26 protein-coding genes are annotated in these 25,066 nt (G+C 44.5%); 3 read left to right on the forward strand and 23 right to left on the reverse strand.

Going from position 1 to position 25,066, the window contains the following annotated elements; translation table 11 throughout:
- Window positions 1-430: 430 nt before the first annotated feature.
- Complete coding sequence (locus tag QWY16_RS15345) at window positions 431-1,963, forward strand: hypothetical protein (RefSeq protein ID WP_300990098.1); 1,533 nt, start codon at window positions 431-433, stop codon at window positions 1,961-1,963.
- Window positions 1,960-4,686: a DEAD/DEAH box helicase gene (locus QWY16_RS15350; protein ID WP_300990099.1), complete on the forward strand. Its 2,727-nt coding sequence runs from the start codon at window positions 1,960-1,962 to the stop codon at window positions 4,684-4,686. The genes QWY16_RS15345 and QWY16_RS15350 overlap by 4 nt, the downstream gene beginning before the upstream one ends.
- A gap of 38 nt (window positions 4,687-4,724) precedes the next feature.
- Here QWY16_RS15350 and QWY16_RS15355 read toward each other — a convergent pair whose 3' ends face one another.
- Window positions 4,725-4,883: a hypothetical protein gene (locus QWY16_RS15355; RefSeq protein WP_300990100.1), complete on the reverse strand. Its 159-nt coding sequence runs from the start codon at window positions 4,881-4,883 to the stop codon at window positions 4,725-4,727.
- A 25-nt stretch (window positions 4,884-4,908) separates the two neighbouring features.
- Window positions 4,909-5,319, reverse strand: a complete 411-nt coding sequence (locus QWY16_RS15360) for a single-stranded DNA-binding protein (protein WP_300990101.1) — start codon at window positions 5,317-5,319, stop codon at window positions 4,909-4,911.
- A 281-nt stretch (window positions 5,320-5,600) separates the two neighbouring features.
- Here QWY16_RS15360 and QWY16_RS15365 point away from each other — a divergent pair, with 281 nt between their 5' ends.
- Window positions 5,601-6,038: a YwpF family protein gene (locus QWY16_RS15365; protein WP_300990102.1), complete on the forward strand. Its 438-nt coding sequence runs from the start codon at window positions 5,601-5,603 to the stop codon at window positions 6,036-6,038.
- A gap of 56 nt (window positions 6,039-6,094) precedes the next feature.
- Here QWY16_RS15365 and fabZ read toward each other — a convergent pair whose 3' ends face one another.
- The 21 genes from fabZ to rpiB all read right to left on the reverse strand — a co-directional run bounded on the left by fabZ (window position 6,095) and on the right by rpiB (window position 24,934).
- Window positions 6,095-6,538 carry a 3-hydroxyacyl-ACP dehydratase FabZ gene (fabZ, locus tag QWY16_RS15370; RefSeq protein WP_300990103.1) on the reverse strand — a complete coding sequence of 148 codons (444 nt, stop codon included), beginning with the start codon at window positions 6,536-6,538 and terminating at the stop codon, window positions 6,095-6,097.
- Between the two features lie 42 nt (window positions 6,539-6,580).
- Entirely contained in the window at window positions 6,581-6,847 is a 267-nt protein-coding gene (locus QWY16_RS15375) for a DNA-directed RNA polymerase subunit beta (RefSeq protein WP_300990104.1), read from the reverse strand.
- 289 nt (window positions 6,848-7,136) lie between these two features.
- Complete coding sequence (locus QWY16_RS15380; protein WP_300990105.1) at window positions 7,137-8,192, reverse strand: rod shape-determining protein; 1,056 nt, start codon at window positions 8,190-8,192, stop codon at window positions 7,137-7,139.
- Window positions 8,193-8,475: 283 nt separating this feature from the next.
- Window positions 8,476-9,774 (reverse strand): UDP-N-acetylglucosamine 1-carboxyvinyltransferase, encoded by a 1,299-nt coding sequence (gene murA / locus QWY16_RS15385; RefSeq protein ID WP_300990106.1) that lies wholly within the window; start codon window positions 9,772-9,774, stop codon window positions 8,476-8,478.
- Between the two features lie 462 nt (window positions 9,775-10,236).
- A complete protein-coding gene (locus QWY16_RS15390) occupies window positions 10,237-10,470 on the reverse strand; it encodes a DUF1146 family protein (protein ID WP_300990108.1) in 234 nt (77 codons plus the stop codon).
- Between the two features lie 205 nt (window positions 10,471-10,675).
- Window positions 10,676-11,080: a F0F1 ATP synthase subunit epsilon gene (locus QWY16_RS15395; protein ID WP_300990109.1), complete on the reverse strand. Its 405-nt coding sequence runs from the start codon at window positions 11,078-11,080 to the stop codon at window positions 10,676-10,678.
- A 24-nt stretch (window positions 11,081-11,104) separates the two neighbouring features.
- Window positions 11,105-12,520, reverse strand: coding sequence for a F0F1 ATP synthase subunit beta (gene atpD / locus QWY16_RS15400; protein ID WP_300990110.1), 1,416 nt, complete (start codon window positions 12,518-12,520; stop codon window positions 11,105-11,107).
- Between the two features lie 315 nt (window positions 12,521-12,835).
- Window positions 12,836-13,690 carry an ATP synthase F1 subunit gamma gene (gene atpG / locus QWY16_RS15405; protein WP_300990111.1) on the reverse strand — a complete coding sequence of 285 codons (855 nt, stop codon included), beginning with the start codon at window positions 13,688-13,690 and terminating at the stop codon, window positions 12,836-12,838.
- 124 nt (window positions 13,691-13,814) lie between these two features.
- Window positions 13,815-15,323 carry a F0F1 ATP synthase subunit alpha gene (gene atpA, locus QWY16_RS15410; protein WP_300990112.1) on the reverse strand — a complete coding sequence of 503 codons (1,509 nt, stop codon included), beginning with the start codon at window positions 15,321-15,323 and terminating at the stop codon, window positions 13,815-13,817.
- A gap of 28 nt (window positions 15,324-15,351) precedes the next feature.
- Window positions 15,352-15,882 (reverse strand): F0F1 ATP synthase subunit delta, encoded by a 531-nt coding sequence (locus QWY16_RS15415; protein WP_300990113.1) that lies wholly within the window; start codon window positions 15,880-15,882, stop codon window positions 15,352-15,354.
- A complete protein-coding gene (atpF, locus tag QWY16_RS15420) occupies window positions 15,879-16,400 on the reverse strand; it encodes a F0F1 ATP synthase subunit B (protein WP_300990114.1) in 522 nt (173 codons plus the stop codon). The genes QWY16_RS15415 and atpF overlap by 4 nt, the downstream gene beginning before the upstream one ends.
- 173 nt (window positions 16,401-16,573) lie before the next feature.
- Window positions 16,574-16,798 (reverse strand): F0F1 ATP synthase subunit C, encoded by a 225-nt coding sequence (atpE, locus tag QWY16_RS15425; RefSeq protein ID WP_006829234.1) that lies wholly within the window; start codon window positions 16,796-16,798, stop codon window positions 16,574-16,576.
- Between the two features lie 61 nt (window positions 16,799-16,859).
- Window positions 16,860-17,570 (reverse strand): F0F1 ATP synthase subunit A, encoded by a 711-nt coding sequence (gene atpB / locus QWY16_RS15430; RefSeq protein ID WP_300990115.1) that lies wholly within the window; start codon window positions 17,568-17,570, stop codon window positions 16,860-16,862.
- 27 nt (window positions 17,571-17,597) lie between these two features.
- Complete coding sequence (locus QWY16_RS15435; RefSeq protein WP_300990116.1) at window positions 17,598-17,969, reverse strand: ATP synthase subunit I; 372 nt, start codon at window positions 17,967-17,969, stop codon at window positions 17,598-17,600.
- Between the two features lie 3 nt (window positions 17,970-17,972).
- Window positions 17,973-18,194: an AtpZ/AtpI family protein gene (locus QWY16_RS15440; protein ID WP_300990117.1), complete on the reverse strand. Its 222-nt coding sequence runs from the start codon at window positions 18,192-18,194 to the stop codon at window positions 17,973-17,975.
- A 238-nt stretch (window positions 18,195-18,432) separates the two neighbouring features.
- Window positions 18,433-19,530 carry a non-hydrolyzing UDP-N-acetylglucosamine 2-epimerase gene (gene wecB / locus QWY16_RS15445; protein ID WP_436837194.1) on the reverse strand — a complete coding sequence of 366 codons (1,098 nt, stop codon included), beginning with the start codon at window positions 19,528-19,530 and terminating at the stop codon, window positions 18,433-18,435.
- A 114-nt stretch (window positions 19,531-19,644) separates the two neighbouring features.
- On the reverse strand, window positions 19,645-20,274 hold the full coding sequence (upp, locus tag QWY16_RS15450; protein ID WP_300990119.1) for a uracil phosphoribosyltransferase: 630 nt from the start codon (window positions 20,272-20,274) through the stop codon (window positions 19,645-19,647).
- Between the two features lie 151 nt (window positions 20,275-20,425).
- Window positions 20,426-22,594 (reverse strand): EAL domain-containing protein, encoded by a 2,169-nt coding sequence (locus tag QWY16_RS15455; protein ID WP_300990120.1) that lies wholly within the window; start codon window positions 22,592-22,594, stop codon window positions 20,426-20,428.
- A 78-nt stretch (window positions 22,595-22,672) separates the two neighbouring features.
- Window positions 22,673-23,908 carry a serine hydroxymethyltransferase gene (gene glyA / locus QWY16_RS15460; RefSeq protein ID WP_300990121.1) on the reverse strand — a complete coding sequence of 412 codons (1,236 nt, stop codon included), beginning with the start codon at window positions 23,906-23,908 and terminating at the stop codon, window positions 22,673-22,675.
- Entirely contained in the window at window positions 23,895-24,479 is a 585-nt protein-coding gene (locus QWY16_RS15465; RefSeq protein ID WP_300990122.1) for a TIGR01440 family protein, read from the reverse strand. Before QWY16_RS15465 ends, glyA begins: the two co-directional genes overlap by 14 nt.
- A 17-nt stretch (window positions 24,480-24,496) precedes the next feature.
- Window positions 24,497-24,934 (reverse strand): ribose 5-phosphate isomerase B, encoded by a 438-nt coding sequence (gene rpiB / locus QWY16_RS15470; RefSeq protein WP_300990123.1) that lies wholly within the window; start codon window positions 24,932-24,934, stop codon window positions 24,497-24,499.
- Window positions 24,935-25,066 lie beyond the last annotated feature (132 nt).

A 25,066-nucleotide genomic window follows, 5' to 3' on the forward strand; every position in this document is an offset into this window, starting at 1 on the left:
TTACACGGATTGGACAAGTTATTTACAGCAGCAGATATTTCACAAAACAGCTCCGCTTGCCATGGGCGTCTCTGCTGTTTTTCTTCGGATTTAAGTGATCAATCATCAAAAAGCTGTATCAATGGTCCTCTCTTTTCCAGAAAGCTTCTCTAGCGCCGACGCGTCCACGGGCAAGGTGGAGCGATGAGACGAGTGTCCTTCCCGGCTTATCGTGGAAGTCCTCCCCATAGCGGCCGAAGCGGGATTTTCAAAAATCATTTTTCAGTTCAACTGATATAAAACAGAACCAAATTCACGCCGCCGGCAGCAGAAATCCGTCAGTGAAAACCCACAGATCCATCAAAAGATAAGCACTAAATTTTCTTCATCGTTTACGGAGCTCTCTGAAAGCCGTATAATAGAAGGAAAGTTTTTATTTGGAGCGATGCATATGGCTACGGTTCAATCCCTAGCAAAACGGTTCGATGACACGATACACAATTATATGGCTGCTATCGACAAATCACTCAATCCATCGCGTGAGCAGGATGAGGAAATGGTTCGAAAAGCAGTCTTTTTAGTGCGCCATGACGGAGTGCAGATTTTGTCGTTCAATGAAGAGCGGCTATTGCTTGAAGCAATCGTCAAAGATGCCCATACAGTTAAAGTTCTGTTAAACTTCGATAAATTGAACGCCGCTTGCGCTTGTCCGCAGGAAGAGATGTGCCGCCATAAATTGGCTGTGGTTTTTGCGCTTTACCAGAAAATCGGCTCTCTATCAGAATGGGTAGCTGACTGGCGATCCCGCCCTTCTGATCCCCTTAGTCTCCTTACCAGCAAACGGTCACCTGATCAATGGACACAGCTTATCCGCAATGCCTGGCGCGATCCAGTTCCGGATTACACAACACGCAATTATTTTTATTTTGAACAGATGTATGAAGGGCGTTTGAAAAATGCGCTTTCCTTTGTGCCTCTTGAACGGGAATGGAAAGTGTTTTACCGCACCTACGCCCATCTAATTTCACTTATGGAAGTCTGGAACACGTATATCGCCGGAACGACTGAAGTGCACCATTCTTTCTTTAAGACTTGGTTTGAAGATGAACTCCACGCCATCCGCGATTTGCTTGAGCAATTGCGTGTCCAGCACCGCACATTTGAAGCAGATGATTTCTTAAAGCATTTGCGGCAGCTGGTCCGTTCTTTTGTCCAAGTGAAAGGCGGTTCGTTTTCACAGCGCTTTACGGTTTACCGTTTGTTTTGGACCACTCTTTTTACAACGAATAAACTGCGGATGGAAGAGATATCTGCTTTTGACCGGCCTGAAAACCGGATTGAGGCGTTTTTCGCAATTTTGTTGCAAGACGATGTTTCAGTGAAGAAAATTTCACCGGAAGAGACGCCCGATTGGGTGCAGCTTGCCATCCTGGCAGAAGAAGAACAGCATGAACAGGCATTGGCGGCTATTTTAATGGCCGTTAAACCGAACGTAAAAACATTCCTGTTCGATGGTTTATATACACAATACCGCCATCAGTATGTCCGTGTTTTGAGCCGCCTGTTTTCACAAATCCATTTAAGCGAAACGGATTGGGAAGACTTGTTCAAACAATTTGGCCATTACGGGCTGCCGGCTTACTCTACTTACCTGATTGAAAAACAACTTTATAAACAATGGGCGGAATTGCACCATCTTCATAATTCACCGCTGTATTTTGCCGAAGAATGCGGCTTGAAAGAAGTTCAGGAAGCCGCTCCAGACTACGTATTGCCGCTTTTCCACCGGTATGCAATGGATTACTTGGAAGAACGCACCCGGCCGAGCTATAAACAGGCGGTCCGGATCTGGAAGCGAATGAAAGCCGCCTGTAAAAAAAGCGGTCAAATGGAGTTTTGGAAAGCCTATATGACTGAAATCCGGACACAAAACAAACGTCTGCGGGCACTCCAGGAAGAGATCGAGAAAGGACATCTTGTATGAATCAGTTCCAAATAGAAGGAAGCCGCACTTATTACTTGAAAATCAATCGCATGGAAGATTTTCACATCCAGGCAACAAATGAATTGGGAAACCGGATACCTCCGGAAATTTGGAAACCGTATTTGTATTTTCTAGATAAAGAAAGCTTTTATGGATTAACCGCGCGAATCGATGGATTAGACCTGCTTTTGACGCCGGCGGAATTTGTCCGATTGTTTCAGCAGGCTCCCCATCATTATGTTTCATTCTTAGGGCAGCGCGCCGAAGACGACACCTGGCTGAAACTGGCCGGAAAAGTGGCCGATTCGCTGAACGACCCAGACTTATGGAACCATATATCAGTGGACGGTGAAGATATCCTGTTCGACCCGGCTTATGGCGATCCGGAAATCCAGGCCTTCCTTATCGATACCATTCAACACCAATTACGGCAAAAAGGGTTGACTCCCGCACAATTGCCATTTATCCAGCATTTTGTTCAGCACGCGGGTTGGCAAGGCCTACAAGCAACTGAAGATTACGTTATAGCTGCACAATTGAGCGAACCGGATACGGATGCTTTTTGGTCTTTTAAAGTAGTGCTGCGTCCAAAACGCGGTACGGTCTACTGGTCTCCGTCAAAACGCCGCGCTGATCAGCCGATTGAAAAGGTCCTTCCTGAGAAATGGAAAGTCCATTCCCAGGAAATCAGACAGCAGCAGATCCTGCTGCTAAGCCTATGCCCGTCGGTGGAGAGCTATGACGAAAGCCGTCTTTTCCATGAAGAATGGACAGATGCCCAAGTGCTTGAGTTTTTGCGCAATGATGCAGAAATCCTGCAGGCATTCGGCATCGAAGTCTCCATTCCGTCTTGGCTGAAAGCTGTCCAGGAATCGAAAGTACGGGTGCGGGCAAATATCCACTCCCCTGTCAAAAAGGCATCGGTGGTAGGTCTGGATCAGATCGTCCGTTTTGACTGGCAGTTTTCATTGAACGGCCATGAACTCAGCATGCAGGATTTCCAGCAGCTTGTTGCTGAAAACAAGGAATTTATCCGCATCGGCAATGAATGGGTCCGCGTCGATTCAAATCTGCTGATGCAATTGCGGAAAATGATTGAAGAAGCCGATGATGCGGAATGGACGATCAAAGACATGCTGTTCCAGAATGTGCCGGAAATCATGTTCAATGAAGAATCCGAAGAAGAAGACGACCCATTAGTCGAATTCCATCTGAACAAATCGCTTCGTTTGCTGCTCGATAAGCTGCTCGACAAACGTGATTTGCCGGAAACGCCGATCCCTCCAAATTTACTGACAGAACTTCGGCCGTACCAAAAAACCGGATTCGATTATCTGGTCTTTATGCGGCAAGAAGGATTTGGCCTTTGCCTGGCGGATGATATGGGTCTTGGAAAAACGGTGCAGTTGATTGCTTATCTCTTGCATGTACACGGAAAAAATCCGGAACAGCCGTCACTGATCATTTGCCCGACTTCCGTACTCGGCAACTGGCAAAAAGAGCTGGAGCGCTTTGCTCCTGATTTGAAAGTCGTCACCCATTACGGCAGCACTCGCCCGAAAGAAGGGGAATTTTTACACTTCTTGAATGACGAAAAACCGGATGTTGTGTTGTCGACTTATGGAATCGCTTCTTCTGATGCGGTGGAAATCCAAGCGGTCCATTGGACCAGCATCACTCTCGATGAAGCGCAAAACATCAAAAACATGTATACGAAACAGTCACGGACCATCCGTAAATTTAAAGGGAATCACCATATAGCGCTGACTGGTACACCGATTGAAAACCGGCTTTCTGAATTATGGTCAATTTTCGACTTTATCAATAAAGGCTACTTATATCGCATCAAACAATTCCAAGAGAACTTTATGATTCCGATTGAACGCGATGATTCAGAAGAACATAAGGAAAAACTGCGCAAACGCATTCAGCCTTTCTTATTGCGCCGGACGAAAAAAGATCCCGACTTGCAGCTGAACTTGCCGGAAAAGCTAGAGCAGTTGGAATACTGTCCGCTTACTCCGGAACAAGCTGCTTTATACGAAGGTTTGGTCCAGGATACGGTGCAGAAAATGGAGACGCTCACAGGCTTCGAGAAAAAAGGGCTTGTGCTGAAAATGTTAAGCAAATTAAAGCAGCTATGTAATCATCCAGCACTGTATCTGAAAGAACCTTATAGTTCTGCTGAAGAAATACTGCCTAGATCTCAGAAGCTGGAGCGTATTGTGACTCTCGCCGGGGAAATTGCAGAACGCGGGGAACAATGTTTGATTTTTACGCAATACATCGGCATGGGCCATTTGCTGCAGCAAGCGATCAATGAATTATATGGCCATGAAGTTCCGTTCTTGACAGGAAGCATGCCAAAAAATCAGCGGGATTCGCTGGTCGCTTCTTTCCAAGCAGGTGAATTCCCAATCTTTATCCTATCTCTGAAAGCAGGTGGCACCGGCCTGAACTTGACTGCTGCCACTCATGTCCTGCATGCAGACAGATGGTGGAACCCTGCTGTTGAAAATCAGGCGACTGACCGTGCTTACCGCATTGGCCAAACGCAATTTGTCCATGTCCATAAATTTGTGACCATCGGGACGATCGAAGAGAAAATTGACTCCCTGCTGACGCAGAAGCAGTCAATGTCCGAGCAGTTTATCCAATCCAGCCAGTGGATGACGGAACTGTCAGATCACGAACTAAAAGAATTGTTTTCTTATAATTTATAAATAATTCGGTCAGGCCCCCACCTGACCGAATTCCCATTTTAGACGGAAAGACCATCACCCTTTTGGACGGAACGGAAAATTGCTTTTAACTCACTTAGTTCCCGCTCCGCCTCTGCCAATCGCCGATGAAGCTGAGCCGTCATTTTGATCAATTGCTCCATATGCACTTCCAATTGCAACTGCGCGTCTTTTGGCATTCCTAAGTGCCTCCTTTGTTTGGCGTTAAACGTTTACTCCATCCGTCCCAGGCGGCTGGAAGTCAAAGTCTGCTTCAGACTCGGGCTCCGGCTGTCTGTGGGCGGATTCTTCTTTTTCTTTCCTTTTGTCCAAAAAGCGGATTTGATCACCCAACACTTCAGTGACATACACACGCGTTCCGTCTTCTTTGTCATAATGCCGGGACTGCAGCCGGCCCGTGACAGCAATAAGCGACCCTTTCACACAGTATTTCGAAATGTTTTGGGCTGGACGGCCCCATGACGAACAAAGGACAAAATCGGTTTCTATTTCCCCTTTCTGATTTTTATAGTTCCGGGACACCGCTACAATGAAAGAAGTATGTATGCGGCCTTCACTCATGACACGGCTTACCGGATCTTTCGTTAATCGACCTACAATTCCGACTTGGTTCATTTACTCACCTCCTTTGGAATTACAGAAAGCATACTAAGCAAAGTGAATATTGTGCAAAATACCAAAAATTATTTTTGCCGCATTTATGCCTGCAATATTTTATTTTTGAATACTGCTGAAAAAGATTTTTATCTATGCATGAGGATGGAATGCCCAGTTGGTAAGCTTTCTCCATCTTGTGAAAAATAATATTTAGCATATTTCCAGAATATTTTATGCTGATAGCCGGAGAAATTATGGCTGTGATATACTGTAAAAAAGTGATGTTTGGAGGGATTTCCATGAAGACATTTAAAATGCTGTCTTTGGGCGTGGTAAACGACGAGGAAGTAATCAACTATCCGCTGCAGGACGGCATCATCATTAACCAGGAAAATAGCCATCGTTCATGGGTGCTCGAAATGCTCATGGACCTTGAGTATCAGGAAACTTTCCAAAAGATGATGAACTCCGGTGACATATATGATGTAAAAGTGGTCATCTCCTACCCTGACAACGAGCCTGCTACTTTCCAAGTAGCGATATACGGCGTCAAAGTGATGGGTGACCAGATTTCTGTGCTGATGAAAGGCACCTTGAAACGGGTACGCCGCAAATATGCGGAGTCCTTGCTGTCTGAGCTTCTTGAAGACGGCCTTGAAGGTACGGAATTGCTGGAACGCTTTGAACACGACATGCGGACACGCCCAGGGCTGCGGAAAGACGGAGCAAAAACGTGAATAGAAAAAAGAGGCTGCCAGGAATATTTCACTCCTGGCAGCCTCTTTTTTCTGTTTTACTGCTTTTCGCCTACTACAGGCCCTAAAGCAAAAAGGATATCGCATTCGCATACCAATTCTCCATCTACAGAAGCAATTGCATGCCCTTTGCCCATAGAACCGCGGACTTTGGTCAATTCAACTTCCAGTCTTAACTGATCGCCAGGAACCACTTGGCGTTTGAACCGGCAATTGTCGATTCCCGTGAAAAATGCCAAACGGCCTTTATTTGCTTCCATTTGCAGAACTGCTGTAGCTCCTACTTGCGCAAGTGCTTCAACAATCAGCACCCCCGGCATAACCGGGTAGCCTGGAAAATGGCCGTTGAAGAATTCTTCATTTGCCGTTACGTTTTTTAATCCGACCGCTTTTTTTCCTTCTTCAATTTCTAAAATCCGGTCTACCATTAAGAACGGATATCGGTGCGGCAAAATTGCCTGAATTTGTTCAACTGTTAACATTGTTCCAGCTCCTTAATAAATGAAATAAAACAGGAGCGGAAGTTATTTCTTTCCGCTCATGATATCAATGATATGCTGCCACGTTTCCCATTTCAACGCGTCCTGCGGATTGCCATCTCCAATAACGCCATATCCGACCATAACTCCGAGAACCATTGCTAATGCTATCAAAGCTATGACAATTACAATCCGCAGCCAAATAGGAAACAGGCGAATTTGTACCCACTTGCGCTGTTTCGGTTCCGCTTTTGCAGTTGTTTCTTTTTGTTCCTTTTCCTGAAGGCTTACCTTCTTTTTCGAATCAACCATTCACTCAGTCAACCTTTCCATCGATGCATGCCGCTTATTGAACCAAGGTTTTATCCCGCTTTAACGGTCAATAAACTCCCTCTTCGCCACTTGGGAGATCACTGGCAGCAAAAGCCCGACTGGATCAACCAACAATCAATAGGAGATAAAGCTCCCATCGGTCGAAGTTTCTCTTTAATGCCCAGAACTCAACTATTGGTGCTGAATTGAACTTGCATCTTCATTAGTTGTCATTATACTAAATAATTTTATCAATGCCATCTGACATTCGTCACGTACCAGATCAAGTTCACTCGGTGGTGGCTTTTTTCTCTTCGCTGGACCGCATTTGGAAATTTTTTAACAAGCCTTGTTTGCGCAAGGAGAATCTATCCATATTGTCCAATATGATTCCTGTGCCAAGAGCGACGCTGTTCATCGGCTGCTCTGCAACCATGACAGGCACTTTCAAATGCTCTGCAAGAAGGTGGTCGAGGCCATGAAGCATTGCTCCTCCACCAGTCAATACCACTCCGCGATCAATAATGTCTGCAGAAAGTTCCGGTGGTGTTTTTTCCAATACTTTCCTAGCAGCAGCGATAACCAGGTTAACGGATTCTTTTAATGCTTGCTCAATTTCTGCAGAATGAACGATAATGACACGCGGAAACCCGGTGGCCATATCCCGTCCGCGCACTTCCATTTCCTCTTTCCTGCCGTTTGAGAAAACCGATCCAATTTTTATTTTGATGTCCTCAGCAGTTCGTTCGCCGATAATTAGTTTATGATGGCGTTTGATGTATTGAAGAATATCGTTGTCAAAGACGTCTCCCGCAACTTTGATGGATTCGCTTGTGACGATTTCCCCCATGGATAAGACAGCAACATCTGTAGTTCCACCGCCCATATCAATGACCATATTGCCGCTGGGCTGATAAATATCCATTCCTGCTCCAATTGCAGCCACTTTTGGTTCTTCTTCCAAAAACACTTTTTTGCCGCCGGATTTTTCTGCAGCTTCACGGATTGCTTTTTGTTCAACACTTGTGATATTGGTCGGGCAGCAAATCAAAATGCGGGGTTTGGTCATAAAGCCTTTTACTTTTAAAAGATCTAAAAAGTATTTAAGCATAATTTCTGTCACATCAAAATCAGCAATAACTCCATCTTTGAGTGGACGGATAACCATTATATTATCAGGCGTACGGCCGATCATTTTCTTTGCTTCTTCTCCAACTGCTAAAATCTGGTTTGTCTTTCGATCTATTGCCACTACTGACGGCTCATTCAAGACAATTCCTTTTCCTTTGACGTGAATCAGGACATTGGCTGTACCGAGATCAATTCCGATATCTTTTGAGAACATTTATCCGTTTCCCCTCCCACCAATAACGCACGATATATACGAGTCAAAAAAGACTCTCCTAAGTGAACATTTTAGCATAGTCCCACTAGAAAAGAAAAAGAATCATCTAGGAAGTAAGACCAGTTTTGTAATTTTCAAAGAATATTACCAGACGTTTCATTCTCACCATTGGCGCTGTTCAAAGATTGGCTGCTTGAATCCTAAATGGTTCAGGCTTCTCTTCTTCCCCATCAAATAACAAAAAGCCTGCCAACAAAAGCTGACAGGCTTAGAATATAATGTATTAGGCCATTTGTTCTTCTTTTACTTCTGCTTCTGCAGTGGTGACACGTTCGATGTCCGCACCCAATGAAGCCAGTTTCAAGTGGAAATCTACATAGCCACGGTCCAGATGATACAGTTCATTGACCCGTGTGATCCCCTCAGCCGCCAGACCAGCTAAAATCAGCGCTGCAGCTGCTCTTAGGTCCGTTGCTGACACTTCAGCACCTTGCAGCTTAGAAGGCCCTTCCATGATCACTGAGCGCCCCTCGATTTTAACAGAGGCATTCATGCGGCGGAATTCTTCAACGTGCATAAACCGGTTTTCAAAAACTGTTTCAGTTAAGATCCCATTTCCAGTGGCCGTAAGCATCAACGACATCATTTGAGATTGCATGTCTGTTGGGAATCCTGGATGCGGCATCGTTTTGATATCAATAGAACGCAGCGGATGATTCGAGCGCACACGAAGCCCTTCTTCCGTCTCCTCGATGTCTACACCCATTTCACCCATTTTAGAAATTAATGCGCGCATATGTTCAGGTACCGCATTTTCAATAATGACATCGCCTTGGGTAATAGCTGCTGCCACCATGAATGTTCCAGCTTCTACACGGTCAGGTATGATGTAATGCTCAGCGCCATGCAATTCTTTAACGCCTTCAATGCGCAAAGTATCTGTTCCGGCACCAATCACCCGGCCGCCCATTTCATTGATGTAATTTGCCAAGTCAACAATTTCAGGTTCTTTCGCAGCGTTTTCGATAATGGTTACTCCGTCAGCTAAGGCAGCTGCTGTCATAATGTTTTCAGTAGCTCCGACACTTGGGAAATCCAAATAGATTTTTGCGCCGCGCAAACGGCCATTAACTTCCGCTTCTACAAAACCGTTCCCGAAAGTAATTTGTGCACCCATTGCCTCGAACCCTTTTAAGTGCAGTTCAATCGGACGTGATCCAATTGCACAGCCTCCCGGCAAAGCAACACGAGCGAATCCATTACGTGCAAGCAACGGCCCCATTACCAAGATTGATGCGCGCATCTTTCTGACGTATTCAAATTGCGCTTCACTTGATAATGTCTGTGATGAATCAATCACCATTTCATTTTTCTCCGGAAAGTATTCAACCGTAGCATTTAAACTTTTCAGTACTTCTTGAATCGTATACACATCCGCCAAGTTAGGTACCTCTTTAATAATGCTTTTTCCGTTTGAAGCAAGAAGTGATCCGGCAAGAACTGGCAATACTGCGTTCTTAGCCCCTTCTACTCTAACTTTCCCTTTTAATTTTTGGCCGCCTCGTACAATAATCTGATCCACTGATATGCCCTCCATCTGTTAAGTATTCATACATCTATATGTAATTCCGAAATTTAAAAGTCCAATGTCATAAATTAGAAACAAAACCTTTTTTATAATACCTGTTTTATACTAATATAACAAGTATCTATCCAATGTTTTCTATAATTTTATTCTTTTTGACGCTATATGTTTCGAAAGTCGTTCACATTTTATGTCCGTATGTCCTATATTTAAGTATATCTGTCTGAGCTTGCTGTATGTATAACAATATATTACATTTTCATTACAGACTTAATTTTCCCTTTTTTTCCACTGGTAAACCTGGAAATTAATTTTATTTCCCGGGAAATAAAGATTTCTGTAATCCTGCTAAACTAGCTGGAAACAGAGAACTATTGGAGAAAGAACATTGAGGCAAATAAAAAAATTTGCCCTTTTGCCATGTGCACGAAAATCGTTCTCATGGCAAAAAAGCAAATTTTAAAATAAGTAAGGCAGTTGTCTAGACCATGAGGAGATATTCAAAAAGAATGTCGATACTCCTGTACCAATGGCAATGCTCAGGAAAATATATAAAATCTGTGCTTGAAGCACATGCTGTTTACGGATCCATTTTTCAAACATTACCGCCCGCAGCGCGTAAAAAGCGACGCCGGTAAAAAAGATATGGCTGAAAATAGAAATCAAGGCAGTCTGTCCAATCATAGCTTCCATGCTGCTCTCTCCTTATAGTAAAAAAAACGGGCAAAAGTCAATTGCCCTTCTGCCCGTTTTTTGAATTTTTTATTTCTACATTTAGTGTCCAGACTCCAACGGCCAACTCCTCGGCCTTAAGCTGCCCTTCCTGTGCGGCAAAAAACGCCGCTTCGGAAGTTAATCTTAAGTCTCCCGGAGCTGAACGGCCGTTTTCGCTTTTCAATTAAATGTTACCCTCATAAACGTTGATACGATTCTTCGCACGTCTTAACGCTAGTTCTGCTCGCTGATAGTCTACTTCATCTTTGTTCGCCTGAAGTATCGCTTCTGCACGTCTTGCAGATTCTTGTGCACGCGCCAGATCGATGTCTGTCGCAAGTTCTGCTGATTGAGCTAGAATTGTTACTTTGTCAGGACGAACTTCCAAGAATCCGCCACTTACAGCTGCCAATTCAGTCGAGTTTTCTTTCTTTAATCGGACTGCGCCGATTCCAAGAGGAGCTACTGTCGGAATATGGCCAGGCAAGATTCCCATCTCACCCGTTGCTGTAACTGCTATTACCATAGAAACTTCGGAATCGTATACCGGGCCGTCGGGAGTGACAATATTGACTATGATGGTCTTCATTTTTTTCCCTCCTGGTCCCTTATTTTAGACTTCTACGCCCATGCCTTTAGCTTTTTCGATTACATCTTCAATGCGGCCAACTAAGCGGAAAGCATCTTCCGGCAAGTGGTCGTATTTACCAGCAAGAATTTCTTTGAATCCTTTGATTGTTTCCTGTACTGGAACGTAAGAGCCTTTTTGGCCCGTAAACTGTTCAGCTACGTGGAAGTTTTGAGATAGGAAGTTTTGGATGCGGCGTGCACGGTTAACCGTTAGCTTGTCCTCATCACTTAACTCATCCATACCCAGGATTGCAATGATATCTTGAAGTTCACGGTAGCGTTGAAGCGATTCTTGAACTTGACGGGAAATTGCATAATGCTCTTCTCCAACAATTTCAGGCGACAAAGCGCGTGAAGTTGATGCAAGAGGATCCACCGCAGGGTAGATACCCATTTCAGAAAGTTTACGCTCAAGGTTAGTTGTTGCGTCCAAGTGAGCGAAAGTTGTAGCCGGAGCCGGATCCGTATAGTCATCGGCTGGTACATAGATCGCTTGGATCGAAGTTACTGAACCAGTGCTAGTTGTTGTGATGCGTTCCTGCAATTGACCCATTTCAGTAGCAAGTGTCGGCTGGTAACCAACCGCTGATGGCATACGGCCCAAAAGTGCTGATACCTCAGATCCTGCTTGTGTGAAACGGAAAATATTATCGATGAACAAAAGAACGTCTGCGCCTTGTTCGTCACGGAAATATTCAGCCATAGTCAAACCAGTCAAAGCTACACGCATACGTGCGCCAGGCGGCTCGTTCATTTGTCCGAATACCATTGCCGTTTTCTTGATAACGCCAGAATCGCTCATTTCAAAGAACAAGTCATTTCCTTCACGTGTACGTTCACCAACACCAGCGAATACGGATAAACCACCGTGTTCTTGAGCGATGTTGTTGATCAATTCCTGGATAAGAACTGTTTTACCTACACCGGCACCACCGAAGAGACCGATTTTACCGCCTTTGATATAAGGGGCAAGCAAGTCAACTACTTTAATGCCTGTTTCAAGAATTTCAACTTCTGTTGAAAGGTGTTCAAATGTCGGAGCTAAACGGTGAATAGGATTACGGTGTTCAGACAACGGAATTTCTTCACCTAAGTCGATTACTTCTCCGAGTACGTTAAATACACGGCCTAATGTTACATCTCCAACTGGAACAGTGATAGGGCTGCCCAAGTCGGTTACTACTGAACCGCGTTGCAATCCGTCAGTGGAATCCATCGCAATCGTGCGAACGGAATCATCACCAAGGTGTAGAGCCACTTCAAGTGTCAATTTCACTTGTTGTTGGCCTGGACGATCAATGAGTACAGTTAGGGCGTTGTAGATTTCTGGAAGCTGGCCATTGGCAAACTTAACGTCTACAACCGGACCCATAACTTGAAGAATGTGTCCTGTGTTCATGCTGTTCCCTCCTGTCTTACTGTTTTTACTATATAACGTTGATATTCCTCAAAACAGCTGCGCTTTCCTGCGGGCGAGCGCCAAGCCTCCTCAGTCGCTTCGCGCCTTGCGGGGTCTCGGCTTTCTCGTCGCTTACGCTGCTCCGCGGGAGTCTCCGCTGTTTTGCTCCATATCAAGAGATCTCTTAGCGCCGGCGCGTTCAGGGGCTAGGCGTAGCTGGAAGACGAGTGTTCTTCTCGGCTTCTAGCGGGAGCCATGCCCAAAGCGGCCGAAGCGATGTGTAAAAGGATGATTCTTTAATTCAACTTATAATTTCTATTCTAAAGCAGCTGCCCCGCCGACGATTTCAGTGATTTCCTGAGTAATCGCTGCTTGGCGTGCCCGGTTGTATGAAAGTGTCAATCCATCGATCAAGTCAGACGCATTGTCGGTTGCGCTCTTCATTGCGGTCATGGACGCAGCGTGTTCACTTGCCTTGCCGTCAAGAACAGCACCAAAAATCAAGCTCTCTGCATATTGCGGAAGAAGCACTTGTAAAATCGCTTCAGCTGATGGATCGAACTCGTAGGAAGCAGTTGCTCCAGTCGCTTGGATATCCGTTAATGGCAAAACTTTCTTTTCAGTAACTTCTTGCTGAATAGCTGAGACAAAGTGATTGTAGTACATATAAACTTCATCATACGTACCATCTGAGAACATACCAACAGCTTTGCGCGTAATTTCTTTAATATCAGCAAAAGTTGGGTGATCCGGCAGTGCAATCGCACTTTCAAGAATCGTCATTCCCTGCTTGGCAAAGAAATCCCGACCTTTACGACCAACGCTGAGGATAACAAACTCATCATTGGATGTATGGCGCTGGCGGATTCTCGCCATTACTGTACGAAGAATATTACTATTGTATCCGCCGACTAAACCGCGATCCGATGTAATCACGAGATAAGCTGTTTTAGCAACAGGGCGAGTCGTCATCATTGGGTGGGTTTCATTCGAACCTTGTGCAATAGAAGCGACTACATCCTGAATTTTATCCATGTAAGGGACGAATGCTTTCGCATTCAATTCCGCACGGCTCAGCTTTGACGCAGAAACCATCTGCATCGCTCGAGTGATTTGGCTTGTTTTCTTGGTTGACGAAATTCGGTTTTTTATATCGCGTAAAGATGCCACTGGTATTTCACCACCTTATTATTTTTTCTTCATATTCGAACAAAGTTATTGCCCTGCCTTATTCAGCAGTTTAGATCAACCGGCATTCAGCGGAATTAAGAAACTCAGCTGTACACAGTTTCTCTTATTCTGATTTTGCGAATGTGCGTTTGAAATCGTTGATTGCTGCTCCAAATGCTTCATCAGAAGGCAAACCTTGAGTTTTGCGAATAGTTTCCAAAATTTCAGTGTGGTTGGAATCCAGCCAGCTTGTCAATTCCGCTTCAAAACGCTGAATGTCTTGAATTGCAATATCATCAAGGAATCCGCGAGTCAATGCATAGAAAATAACAACTTGTTTTTCAACTTTAATCGGGTTGTTCAAATCTTGCTTCAATACTTCAACAGTACGTTTCCCACGCTCAAGTTTTGCTGCAGTCGCTGCATCAAGGTCTGAACCGAATTGAGAGAACGACTCAAGCTCACGGAATGCAGCCAAGTCAAGACGCAAAGTACCCGCAACTTTTTTCATTGCTTTGATCTGTGCTGAACCACCTACGCGTGATACAGAAAGACCTGCGTTGATTGCCGGACGTACACCCGAGAAGAATAGATCTGACTGAAGGAAAATTTGTCCGTCAGTGATCGAAATTACGTTTGTTGGAATGTAAGCAGAAATATCGCCTGCTTGCGTTTCAACGAATGGAAGAGCTGTAATTGAGCCGGCACCTAAAGTTTCGTTCAATTTCGCAGCACGTTCCAATAACCGTGAGTGCAAGTAGAAAACATCCCCTGGATAAGCTTCACGGCCTGGTGGACGACGAAGCAATAGTGAAAGTTCGCGGTAAGCAGACGCTTGTTTTGTTAAATCGTCGTATACGATCAAGACGTGCTTGCCTTCGAACATGAATTCTTCAGCCATAGAGATACCAGCGTAAGGAGCCAGGTACAATAATGGAGCTGGTTGTGAAGCAGAAGCTGTCACTACGATTGTGTAATCAAGTGCACCGTTTTTGCGCAAAGTTTCAACTACGTTACGTACTGTAGATTCTTTTTGCCCGATTGCTACATAGATACAAATCATGTCTTGGTCAGCTTGGTTCAAGATGGTATCGATCGCTACAGAAGTTTTACCTGTCTGGCGGTCACCGATGATCAATTCGCGCTGTCCACGGCCGATCGGCACTAGAGCGTCAATCGCTTTAATCCCTGTCTGAAGTGGTTCGTGAACCGATTTACGGGCCATAACCCCTTGAGCCGGGCTTTCGATTGGGCGAGTTTTTGTTGTGTTGATTGGACCTAAGCCGTCTACTGGCTGTCCAAGTGGATTTACTACGCGTCCGATAAGTTCTGGTCCTACTGGCACTTCCATGATGCGGCCAGTTCGACGTACTTCATCGCCTTCTTTGATGTCTGTGTAAGGCCCTAAGATGATGATACCAACGTTGTTGGCTTCCAAGTTCTGTGCCATACCCAATACACCAGTTGAGAACTCAATAAGTTCTCCAGCCATGACGTTGTCGAGGCCATGAACACGAGCGATACCGTCACCGACTGTGATTACCGTACCAATATCGTCTACTTTCAATTCAGATTGATAGTTTTCAATCTGCTGTTTAATCAGGACACTGATTTCTTCAGCTTTGATGCTCATGTGTGTCACCCTCTCATAATTTCGTAAATTAACCGATCAATTGACGCTGCAAACGTTCCAACTTAGAAGAGATGCTGCTGTCATAAATACGGGTTCCGACTTGAAGACGCAATCCACCGATCAAAGAAGGATCGATGATGTTTTCAATTCGTAAAGATTGTTTACCGATTTTCTTGGCAAATGTAGCAGAAATGGATGCACGTTCTTCTTCTGTCAATGGACTCACCGAATACACTTTTGCATCTTCAATTCCTTTGGCTTCATTAGCTAATCCAATATATTGGTCTACTACGTCCGTGACTTCGTCTAAGCGTCCGCGTTCTGTCAGCAACTGCAATGTGTTGACGACATAACCATTCCCTTGGCCGAAAAGTTCGGAAATAATATTTTTTTTGTTTTCAGCTGCCAATTTTGGTGAACCTAGGAGATTCAGCAATTCCGGGTTTTCAACGAAAACTTTCTTAACTTCACGCAAATCCGCTTCCACTTCTTCAGAAGTGCCATGCTGGTTTGCAATTTCAAATAATGCTAATGCATAACGTTCTGAAGCTTGGCTCATTGTATGTCGCCTGCCTTCGCAATCGTTTCATTAATCAATTGGCGGTTGTCTTCTACACTGATTTCTTTGTTAAGTACTTTAGATGCTGCAAGCATTGACAATGCCACAACTTCTTCGCGTACTGCCGCTAGAGCTTTTTCTCTCTCGTTAGCGATTTCTTGAACTGCAGAATCTTTCATGCGGCCAGCTTCAGTACGCGCTGTCGCGATAATGTCCTGACGCGAAACTTCGCCTTGCTTTTTAGCCGTTTCTACGATTTCCTGCGCTTGAGTACGCGCTTCTTTTAACAAGCTGCGCTGTTCTTCAAGCAATTTCTGTGATTCCTGGCGGCTGTGTTCAGCCGTTTCGATTTCACTGGCGATCAAATCTTCACGCTGTTGCATTACGCCCATCAATGGGCCCCATGCGAATTTTTTCAATAGCAACATCAACAAGATGAAAATTACAAGAGTTGCTATGATATCTCCGATGTTTAAAAATTCCCCGGCCGCGCCGAGTACGAGGTGATCAAAAAACACGATTGTTTCACTCCCTTCAAGAGCTTAAAGTTCAGTTTCGTTGAGTTTCTTCTATAATAAGATCTTTTAACGTAAAAGAATAGGTTTTCGAAATCATAAGGTCATACAAACATAAATGGCGAAAAACCTGCCGAAGCATTCCCGCCATTCTGCTTAATGTATGAGAGCCGATACTATTGGTTCATTACGATGAACGCGATAACTACTGCGATGATTGGTAGTGCTTCAACCAATGCTACCCCGATGAACATAGTTGTTTGAAGAACGCCGCGTGCTTCTGGCTGGCGAGCGATTCCTTCAACTGTTTTTGAAACGATAAGACCGTTACCAATACCTGCACCTAGTGCTGCTAAACCTACTGCGATTGCTGCTGCTAATAAACCTAATGAACCTGTCATTGTGATATGTCCTCCTCAGGATAGTTGTTTTTTGTTTTTGCTCAATATGAGCAATTTATACTCAATGGTCGTCGGCAACTTTATGCGATAAATAAACCATCGTTAACATAACGAAAATGAACGCTTGGATTGCGCCAATAAAGATTGAGAATCCTTGCCATGCCATCATTGGAAGGATAGCGGCTGCAAATCCAAAGACACTTGCTGATGCAAGGCCTGCCAATAAAGTAAGCAAGATTTCACCTGCATAGATGTTACCGTAAAGACGCAGACCGAGTGTCAGCGTATTTGCGAACTCTTCAATAATCTTAAGCGGGAATAAAAACGGCATAGGTTTTAAATATCCTGCGCTGTATTGTCCCAGCCCTTTCAGTTTGATGCCATAGTAATGGCTCAAAACGATAATGGTGGCAGCCAATGTCATAGTGACAGTTGGATCAGCAGTTGGTGATTTCCACCAAAGATCTCCATTGACAACTATTGCAAAAGGCAATCCCAGCATGTTTGATACGAAAATGAACATGATCAACGTAATTCCAAGAACATGGAATCGTCCGCCGTCTCTCCAGTCCATATTGCTCTTAATAAGACCTTTAACGAAATCCATAATCCATTCCATGAAGTTTTGCATGCCTTTTGGTTTAAGCTGCAGATTCCGAGTAGCGATAAATGCAATTAGGAAAACGATAAGAGCGGCTACAAGAAGCATCATAACGTTCGATAAGTTAAACCAAATACCGAACAATTCATACATTGGAGCGCCATGATCCACGATAGTTTCACCTCTCTTTCCACTTTATTAATGGTGTTTCACATGATAAACAATCCGTTCTGCCAATAACAGAACATACGGGATCATCAACCCAATTACCGTACTGACCAAGTGAATGTACTCAGCGAAAAGAATTGCTATCGCCACTGCTGCAACACCTGATGCAAACCGTAATGCCGTTCCGAGCGAACGAACCTTCGAGCCTTCTGCCACCGCCCGGTCAAATCCTTCCATCCGGCGAACCAGAATCCACATATTATAAATGCCGAACAAGGAACCGATGATCAGGCCCGCGAAAACTTCTTGATAAGGGGTAAACCCCCAACCAATAACGAATGCCGCAAGGATGAAGTACATCATCTTCTTAAGCCTTGTATAAATCTCCCTTAGTCCATCCATTTTTTACTGGTCTCCTGAGTCGAATTTTCGGATAGTTTGAAACATTGCCCATATACCGATGGCTAATCCTGCGAATAGGCAAATGATCAAGAAAAGCGGGGCGGTTCCGAATTGATCATCGAGCCACATACCTGTAAATGTACCGATGAGTACGGACCCGACAAGTTGTGAGAGGATGGCACTGTAAAGGGCCATCGCTTGTAAGGGACTTTTTGTTGGGCGCATGATAAACCCCTCGAGTTTCGTTTGATTTGACATTTTACCTCTAAAAAGAGCAGTCGCATCAGGCTTTCAGAACAACTTCTTCTATGTAAGAAAACCTTCTCATGCATACCCTTTGTAAGCATACAATAGGGGTAAAATCATGTCAATTCCTAGAAGTGAAATTGTTCACAAGCGATTTTCATCTGTCATATTGTCGACAAATTTCCAAAAAGTATTCTCTCAACACAACTATAATGCTTTACTTCGCAGAAAAGTATTCGATCAAGGCTTCAACTATTCGGCGGGAAGCTTCACCATCTCCATATGGATTGGATGCTTGGGACATTGCTTTATAGGTCTCTTTGTTTGTCAGCAATTCTTTTGCCAATCCATATATTGTTTCTTCATCTGTCCCCGCAAGTTTAAGTGTACCAGCTTCAATGCCTTCAGGCCGTTCAGTGGTATCCCGCAACACAAGGACCGGTTTGCCGAGCGACGGCGCCTCTTCCTGAATGCCGCCGGAATCCGTCAAAATAATGAATGAGCGGGCAGCGAAGTTATGGAAATCCAACACTTCCAGCGGTTCAATCAAATGGATTCTCGGATCACGCCCCAGAATTTCATCCGCGACTTCACGCACTGCCGGATTCATATGAACCGGATAAACCACTTGGATATCGTCATGTTCCGCAAGAAGGCGCTTGATGGCCCGGAACATATTGCGCATTGGCTGCCCCAGATTTTCACGGCGATGGGCCGTCAATAAAATCATGCGGTCTGAACCGATTTTTTCAAGAATGGGATGGCTGTAAGTTTCGCGCACTGTTGTTTTCAATGCATCTATAGCCGTGTTGCCAGTGATATAAATGCTTGTTTCCTGTTTGTTTTCCGAGCGCAGGTTCTGAGCGGATTTTTCAGTCGGCGAAAAGTGGATATCAGCAAGGACACCCGTCAATTGACGATTCATTTCTTCTGGATAAGGAGAATACTTATTATGTGTGCGCAGCCCAGCTTCTACATGGCCAATAGCAATCTGGTTGTAGAAAGCGGCAAGGCTCGCCACAAATGTCGTCGTCGTATCGCCATGCACAAGTACGATATCCGGTTTTGCTTCTTTCATGATGCCGTCAAGCCCAATAAGTGCCCGAGTGGTAACATCACTTAATGTCTGCCGGTCTTTCATAATATTCAAATCGAAATCCGGAGTAATCTGAAACGTTTCCAGCACTTGGTCAAGCATTTCTCTATGCTGGGCAGTTACCGCAACAAGCGGCTCGATGGTTTCAGGATGCTTTTGGAGTTCGAGTACAAGCGGCGCCATTTTAATGGCTTCAGGCCGCGTGCCAAAAATCGTCATCACTTTCCACTTTTTCGACAAATAAATCCCTCACTTCTTATATGTCTAGACTCCGGCAAAAAAACCCTCTTCGCAGCTATTACCCGAGGGTTGGATTGCCTGCATTTTTCTTGCTTATTTTGTACCGAACAACCGGTCGCCTGCGTCACCGAGACCTGGAACAATGTAGCCATGCTCGTTCAGCTTCTCGTCCAAAGCCGCTATGTAGAGATCCACATCCGGATGAACTGATTGGAAAGCTTCTACGCCTTCTGGTGCTGCAATGATGCACATGAAACGAATTTTCGTCGCACCGCGCTTTTTCAATGAGTTTACAGCTTCAATCGCTGAACCACCTGTTGCAAGCATCGGATCTACTACAATAAATTCACGTTCTTGCACATCGGATGGCAGCTTCAAATAATACTCAACCGGCTGTAGAGTTTCTGGATCCCGGTATAGACCGATATGGCCCACTTTAGCGGCAGGAATCAATTTCAAAATGCCATCTACCATGCCGATGCCTGCACGCAGAATTGGCACGATGCCTAATTTCTTGCCCGCCAACACTTTGGAAGTCGCCATCTGGACCGGCGTTTCCACTTCAATTTCCTTTAGCGGCAAATCGCGGGTGATTTCAAAAGCCATCAACGTCGCAACTTCATCAACCAATTCACGGAATTCTTTCGTTCCTGTCGACTTATCACGGATATACGTCAATTTATGCTGAATCAGTGGATGGTCAAATACATATACTTTCCCCAAGGCATATCTCTCCTTTTCTAACATTTATCTTATATAGTATAACAGAATTTTTCTTCTGAAAGTTGCTGCTGAGAGCATTGCGACTTTTCAGTTTTTTCTCCCCTGTAAAAGAATCAGAGCACGAAAAAAATCGAAGCCCTTTGGCTTCGATTCATAGTAAATTTGCTTCATCCAGCGACATCGGACGGTAGTAGAAATAACCTTGGCCGATGCGGCATCCAAGCGCTATTAAAATCCGCCGCTGCTCCTCGGTTTCGATTCCTTCCGCTACAACACGCATATTCAAGTTCTCTGCCAGCTGAACAATCGTGCGCACAATCGCTAAAGTCTGAGGTTCCTGCATATTGGAAATGAACGAACGGTCAATTTTGATTTCGGTGACAGGCAGCTTCTGCAAATAACTCAAAGAAGAATATCCTGTACCGAAATCATCGAGTGAACTTGTGAAACCATAATTATTCAGCTGCCTAAAAACTTTATAAGCTGTATCAATGTCAACAAAACCGATGCGTTCCGTAATTTCTAATTGAAGCCATTTCGGTTCAATGCCATATTCTGCCGTCTTATCGACAAGATAGGGAATAAAGGAATGATGGAAAAAATGATCGGTTGAAATATTGATCGCCACTTGGCTTAACTCCAAACCTTGGTCTTGCCGTTTTTTCAACCACGTCAAGACACGTTTAAGCACCACTTGCTCCAATACCCGGATCTTGCCGTTCTTTTCCGCAACGGGAATAAAAACATCAGGAGCAATAACACCAAGCTCTGGGGAAGACCAGCGAGCCAAAGCTTCAAAGCTTAGAATTTTCCCAGTCTTCAATTCCACTTTCGGCTGCAGGTAAACATCGACTTCTTCACGCTTGATCGCTGCCGTCAATTCATTGGCGATCCGCAAATCTTTCATCATCGATTCATCGTGTTCGTTTTCGTAATAACAAATGGATTCCCCTGCCCGCAATTTGGCTTTGGACAATGCGCTGTCTGCATGGCGTATCAGTTCGTCCGCATTTTGCTGGTTCGGCGTAATCAGGGCTACTCCCATTTTCAAGGTCAGGAACAGTTCCATATCCTGAATGCTGACCGGATCCAATTGGGCCAGCAGCTCCAAATAATCCGGCACTTTACCAAGAGGCGTTAAGCAAAACAACGCAATGGTCGAATCAGAAAAGCGGGCAATCACATGATCCGACGGCAATTTCGCCCGAAGAAACCGTTTGCCGACTTCGCGGACGAGTGAATCCCCTGCCCGATGTCCGTACTGATCAACCACTTTTACGTATTCATCTGCAGAGATGAATGCAATAAATCCTTCTTTTTGTTCTTTTAACAGTTCTTTTATTTCATTTATGAAATAGTTCCGGTTCGGCAAATTCGATTCTTTATCGGTATAAGCCAATGCCAGAATATCTGCTTGCTGTTGGGAATATTTGATGATCAATGCCACTGCCGGCGCCATCTGTTCTATAAATTCCAATTCCTTGGGAGCCGGAAGAGTGCGTGCAGGGAAATAAATGCCAAACGTGCCGATGGGTTTGCCTTCAAGATCATGAATCGGGACAGACCAGCTTGAAACAAGGCCAAGCGTTTCCGCAAGTTGCTGGTGGTTCTTCCATAAAGGATCAATTGTTATGTCTTCCACCACTACGGTTTCATCACGATAAAAAGCTGCTCCACAAGTGACTGCTGTTTCTTCTGCTAAAACTCCGTCCACTGCTTCATGAAATTCCTTCGGCATAGAATTTCCTGCCGCAATCCGGAAACGATCATTTTCATCCACCAGCATGACCGTACATTTTGCACCATCTTGGAAAAAAGACTCAACTGCCATACAGGCTTTTTGTAAAAGAACGCTCAGCATATAGCCTTTTTCAATATCATTATAAGTTTCCTGCTGCAATTTGATCAAAGCTTCCGTCCGCTTACGGTCCGTGATATCCCGTTGAAGCATCAATGTAAAAGTTACTCCTTTTTCCTGGATGCTAATGGGCTGGACGGTAATTTCATTCCAAAAAGGGCTGCCGTCTTTCCGGTAGTTAATGATTTCATATGTGCATGCAGTACGGGCATCAATGCAGTCTCTTATTTTCCGGACTACTTCCGGATCGGTTTTTGACCCGTGCATAAACCTTCCATTAAATCCGACTATTTCATCTTCTGAGAAGCCGCTCATCTCACAAAAAGCCTGATTCGCATAAATGATCGGGGTGTCTTCTACATCATGGTTCAACACAACAAAACCAGTTTGAAATTCTACCCCCAGACGGCGCAGCCACTCAATGATTATTCGCTTTTCTTTCCTTAATTGGTACGTTGGCATACGAAGGTCCCCCAAGATCTTTTATGTAGACAGTAAAAATACAGCTGCCTAAATCAAACTTTCGGCAGCTGTATTTCCTTATTTGTACAATGGAAAACTAGCTGTTAACTTAGCTGTTCGTTCTGCAGCTTCTTTTTTCACATTTTCGTCTTCTGGATTTTTCAATAATTTCGCCATGATCGAAGCGATTTCTTTCATTTCCGCTTCCTTAAATCCTCGGGAAGTCACCGCTGGCGTACCAAGGCGTATTCCTGAAGTCACAAATGGGCTTTGCGGATCAAAAGGAATGGTGTTTTTGTTTGTTGTAATCCCTACTTCATCAAGTACATGCTCCGCTACTTTACCAGTCAAGTTTAGAGAACGAAGATCAACCAGCATTAAGTGGTTGTCAGTTCCGCCTGAAACGATATCAACGCCTTCAGCTTTTAAACCTTCAGCAAGCGCTTGTGCATTTTTTACGACTTGGTCAATATATGTCTTGAATTCAGGCTGTTGCGCTTCTCCAAATGCCACCGCTTTTGCAGCAATGACGTGCATTAGAGGGCCCCCTTGAATTCCAGGGAAAATGGTCTTGTCGATTTTCTTCGCGAATTCCTCTTTGCAAAGGATCAATCCTCCACGAGGGCCGCGAAGCGTTTTGTGTGTAGTCGAGGTTACGAAATGTGCATGCGGCACTGGATTCGGATGAGCGCCAGTTGCGACTAATCCTGCAATATGCGCCATATCAACCATTAGGTAAGCTCCGATTTCATCAGCGATTTCACGGAATTTTTCAAAGTCCAAAACGCGGGAGTAAGCACTAGTGCCAGCTACGATCATTTTCGGTTTATGCTCAAGCGCTACTTGGCGCACGATTTCATAATCGATTAATTGCGTTTCTTCATTTACTCCATACTCCACGAAATTATATTGCATTCCGCTGAAGTTCACTTTGCTGCCGTGTGTCAAGTGTCCGCCGTGGTTTAAATTCATGCCTAGGATTGTGTCGCCTTTTTCAAGCACTGCTGTGTAAACCGCCATATTGGCTTGTGATCCTGAATGTGGCTGAACGTTCGCATGTTCTGCGCCAAAAATTTCTTTCAGTCGGTCACGCGCAATGTTTTCTACTACATCCACAAATTCACATCCGCCATAATAGCGTTTTCCAGGGTAACCTTCAGCATACTTGTTAGTAAGGACTGAACCCTGTGCCTCCATTACTGCCTGCGATACAAAGTTTTCAGAGGCGATTAGTTCAATATTCGCTTCCTGACGCCCTTTTTCTGCCTTAATTGCTTCGAAAACTGCCGAGTCCTGCGTTTTAATCAATTCCATCAATGTATCCCTCCTGTAGTTGGACAAGCTCACGATCGTAACTTGCGCGTTTCCCACCAATCAGTTTCGGACGGGTAGTTGCAGCTGACACAATCGCTTCACCTATTAGTTTAACAGAAGTTCGCACAGGAACGGCTACTCTTTTTAAATGCATGCCAATCATTGTCTGTCCAATGTCGATTCCAGCATGTGCTTGAATTTCTTCAACCACCACCGGATCCTTCATATTTGAATAGGCGTAAGCGCTCATGGAGCCGCCGGCTTTAGCAACAGGGATGACCGTAACCGGTTCCCAGCCATATTTTTCAGCTGCTTGGCGTTCGACCGTCAGTGCCCGGTTGATATGTTCGCAGCCTTGAAAAGCCAGAAAAATACGGTGGCGTGCCGCAAATTTTTCAAGCGGCTCATAAAGGCTTTCTGCAATATCAAGGCCGCCGCCTGTGCCAATCCGTTTCCCTGCGACTTCTGAAGTGGAGCAGCCGACTACAAACACTTGGCCCTTTTTAAATTGAATTTGCTGTTCCAATTCACTTAACGTTTCTTCAAGCTGCAGTTGCCATAAGGTTTGCATATCGACCACTCCTTTTATTATTGTTCGAGATCTGTTATTTTCTGTATGCGTTTCTCGTGTCTGCCGCCTTCGAATTCTTCTGTAAGCCATGTTTTGGCAATTTCACGTGCCAATCCAGGCCCGATTACGCGTTCACCCATCGCTAGAACGTTTGAATTATTATGGCCTCTTGTCGCTTTCGCACTGAATACATCATGAACCAATGCGCAGCGGATGCCTTTAACTTTATTGGCAGCAATCGACATGCCGATTCCTGTGCCGCAAATGAGGATTCCGCGATCGAATTCACCTTTTGCCACTGCTTCCGCCACCGGTTTTGCATAGTCCGGATAATCCACTGAATCGTCTGTATGCGGACCAAAATCCTGATAATCCATACCCAATTCATTTAATAAATTAACGATTTCTTTACGCAGGTTATTCCCGCCGTGATCTGATGTTATAGCAATTTTCATGTAAAGCCCTCTTTTCTATTTTCGATTGAAGCGAAATGCTTTTTAAATGCATTATTCACTTTTCTTTTATTCTAACATCAATATCCTAAAAATCCTATAAACCCGCTGTGTACCGAAGAAACAATGGATTTT

The sequence above is a fragment of the Planococcus shenhongbingii genome (genome assembly GCF_030413635.1).
Taxonomy (GTDB): Bacteria; Bacillota; Bacilli; order Bacillales_A; family Planococcaceae; genus Planococcus; species Planococcus shenhongbingii.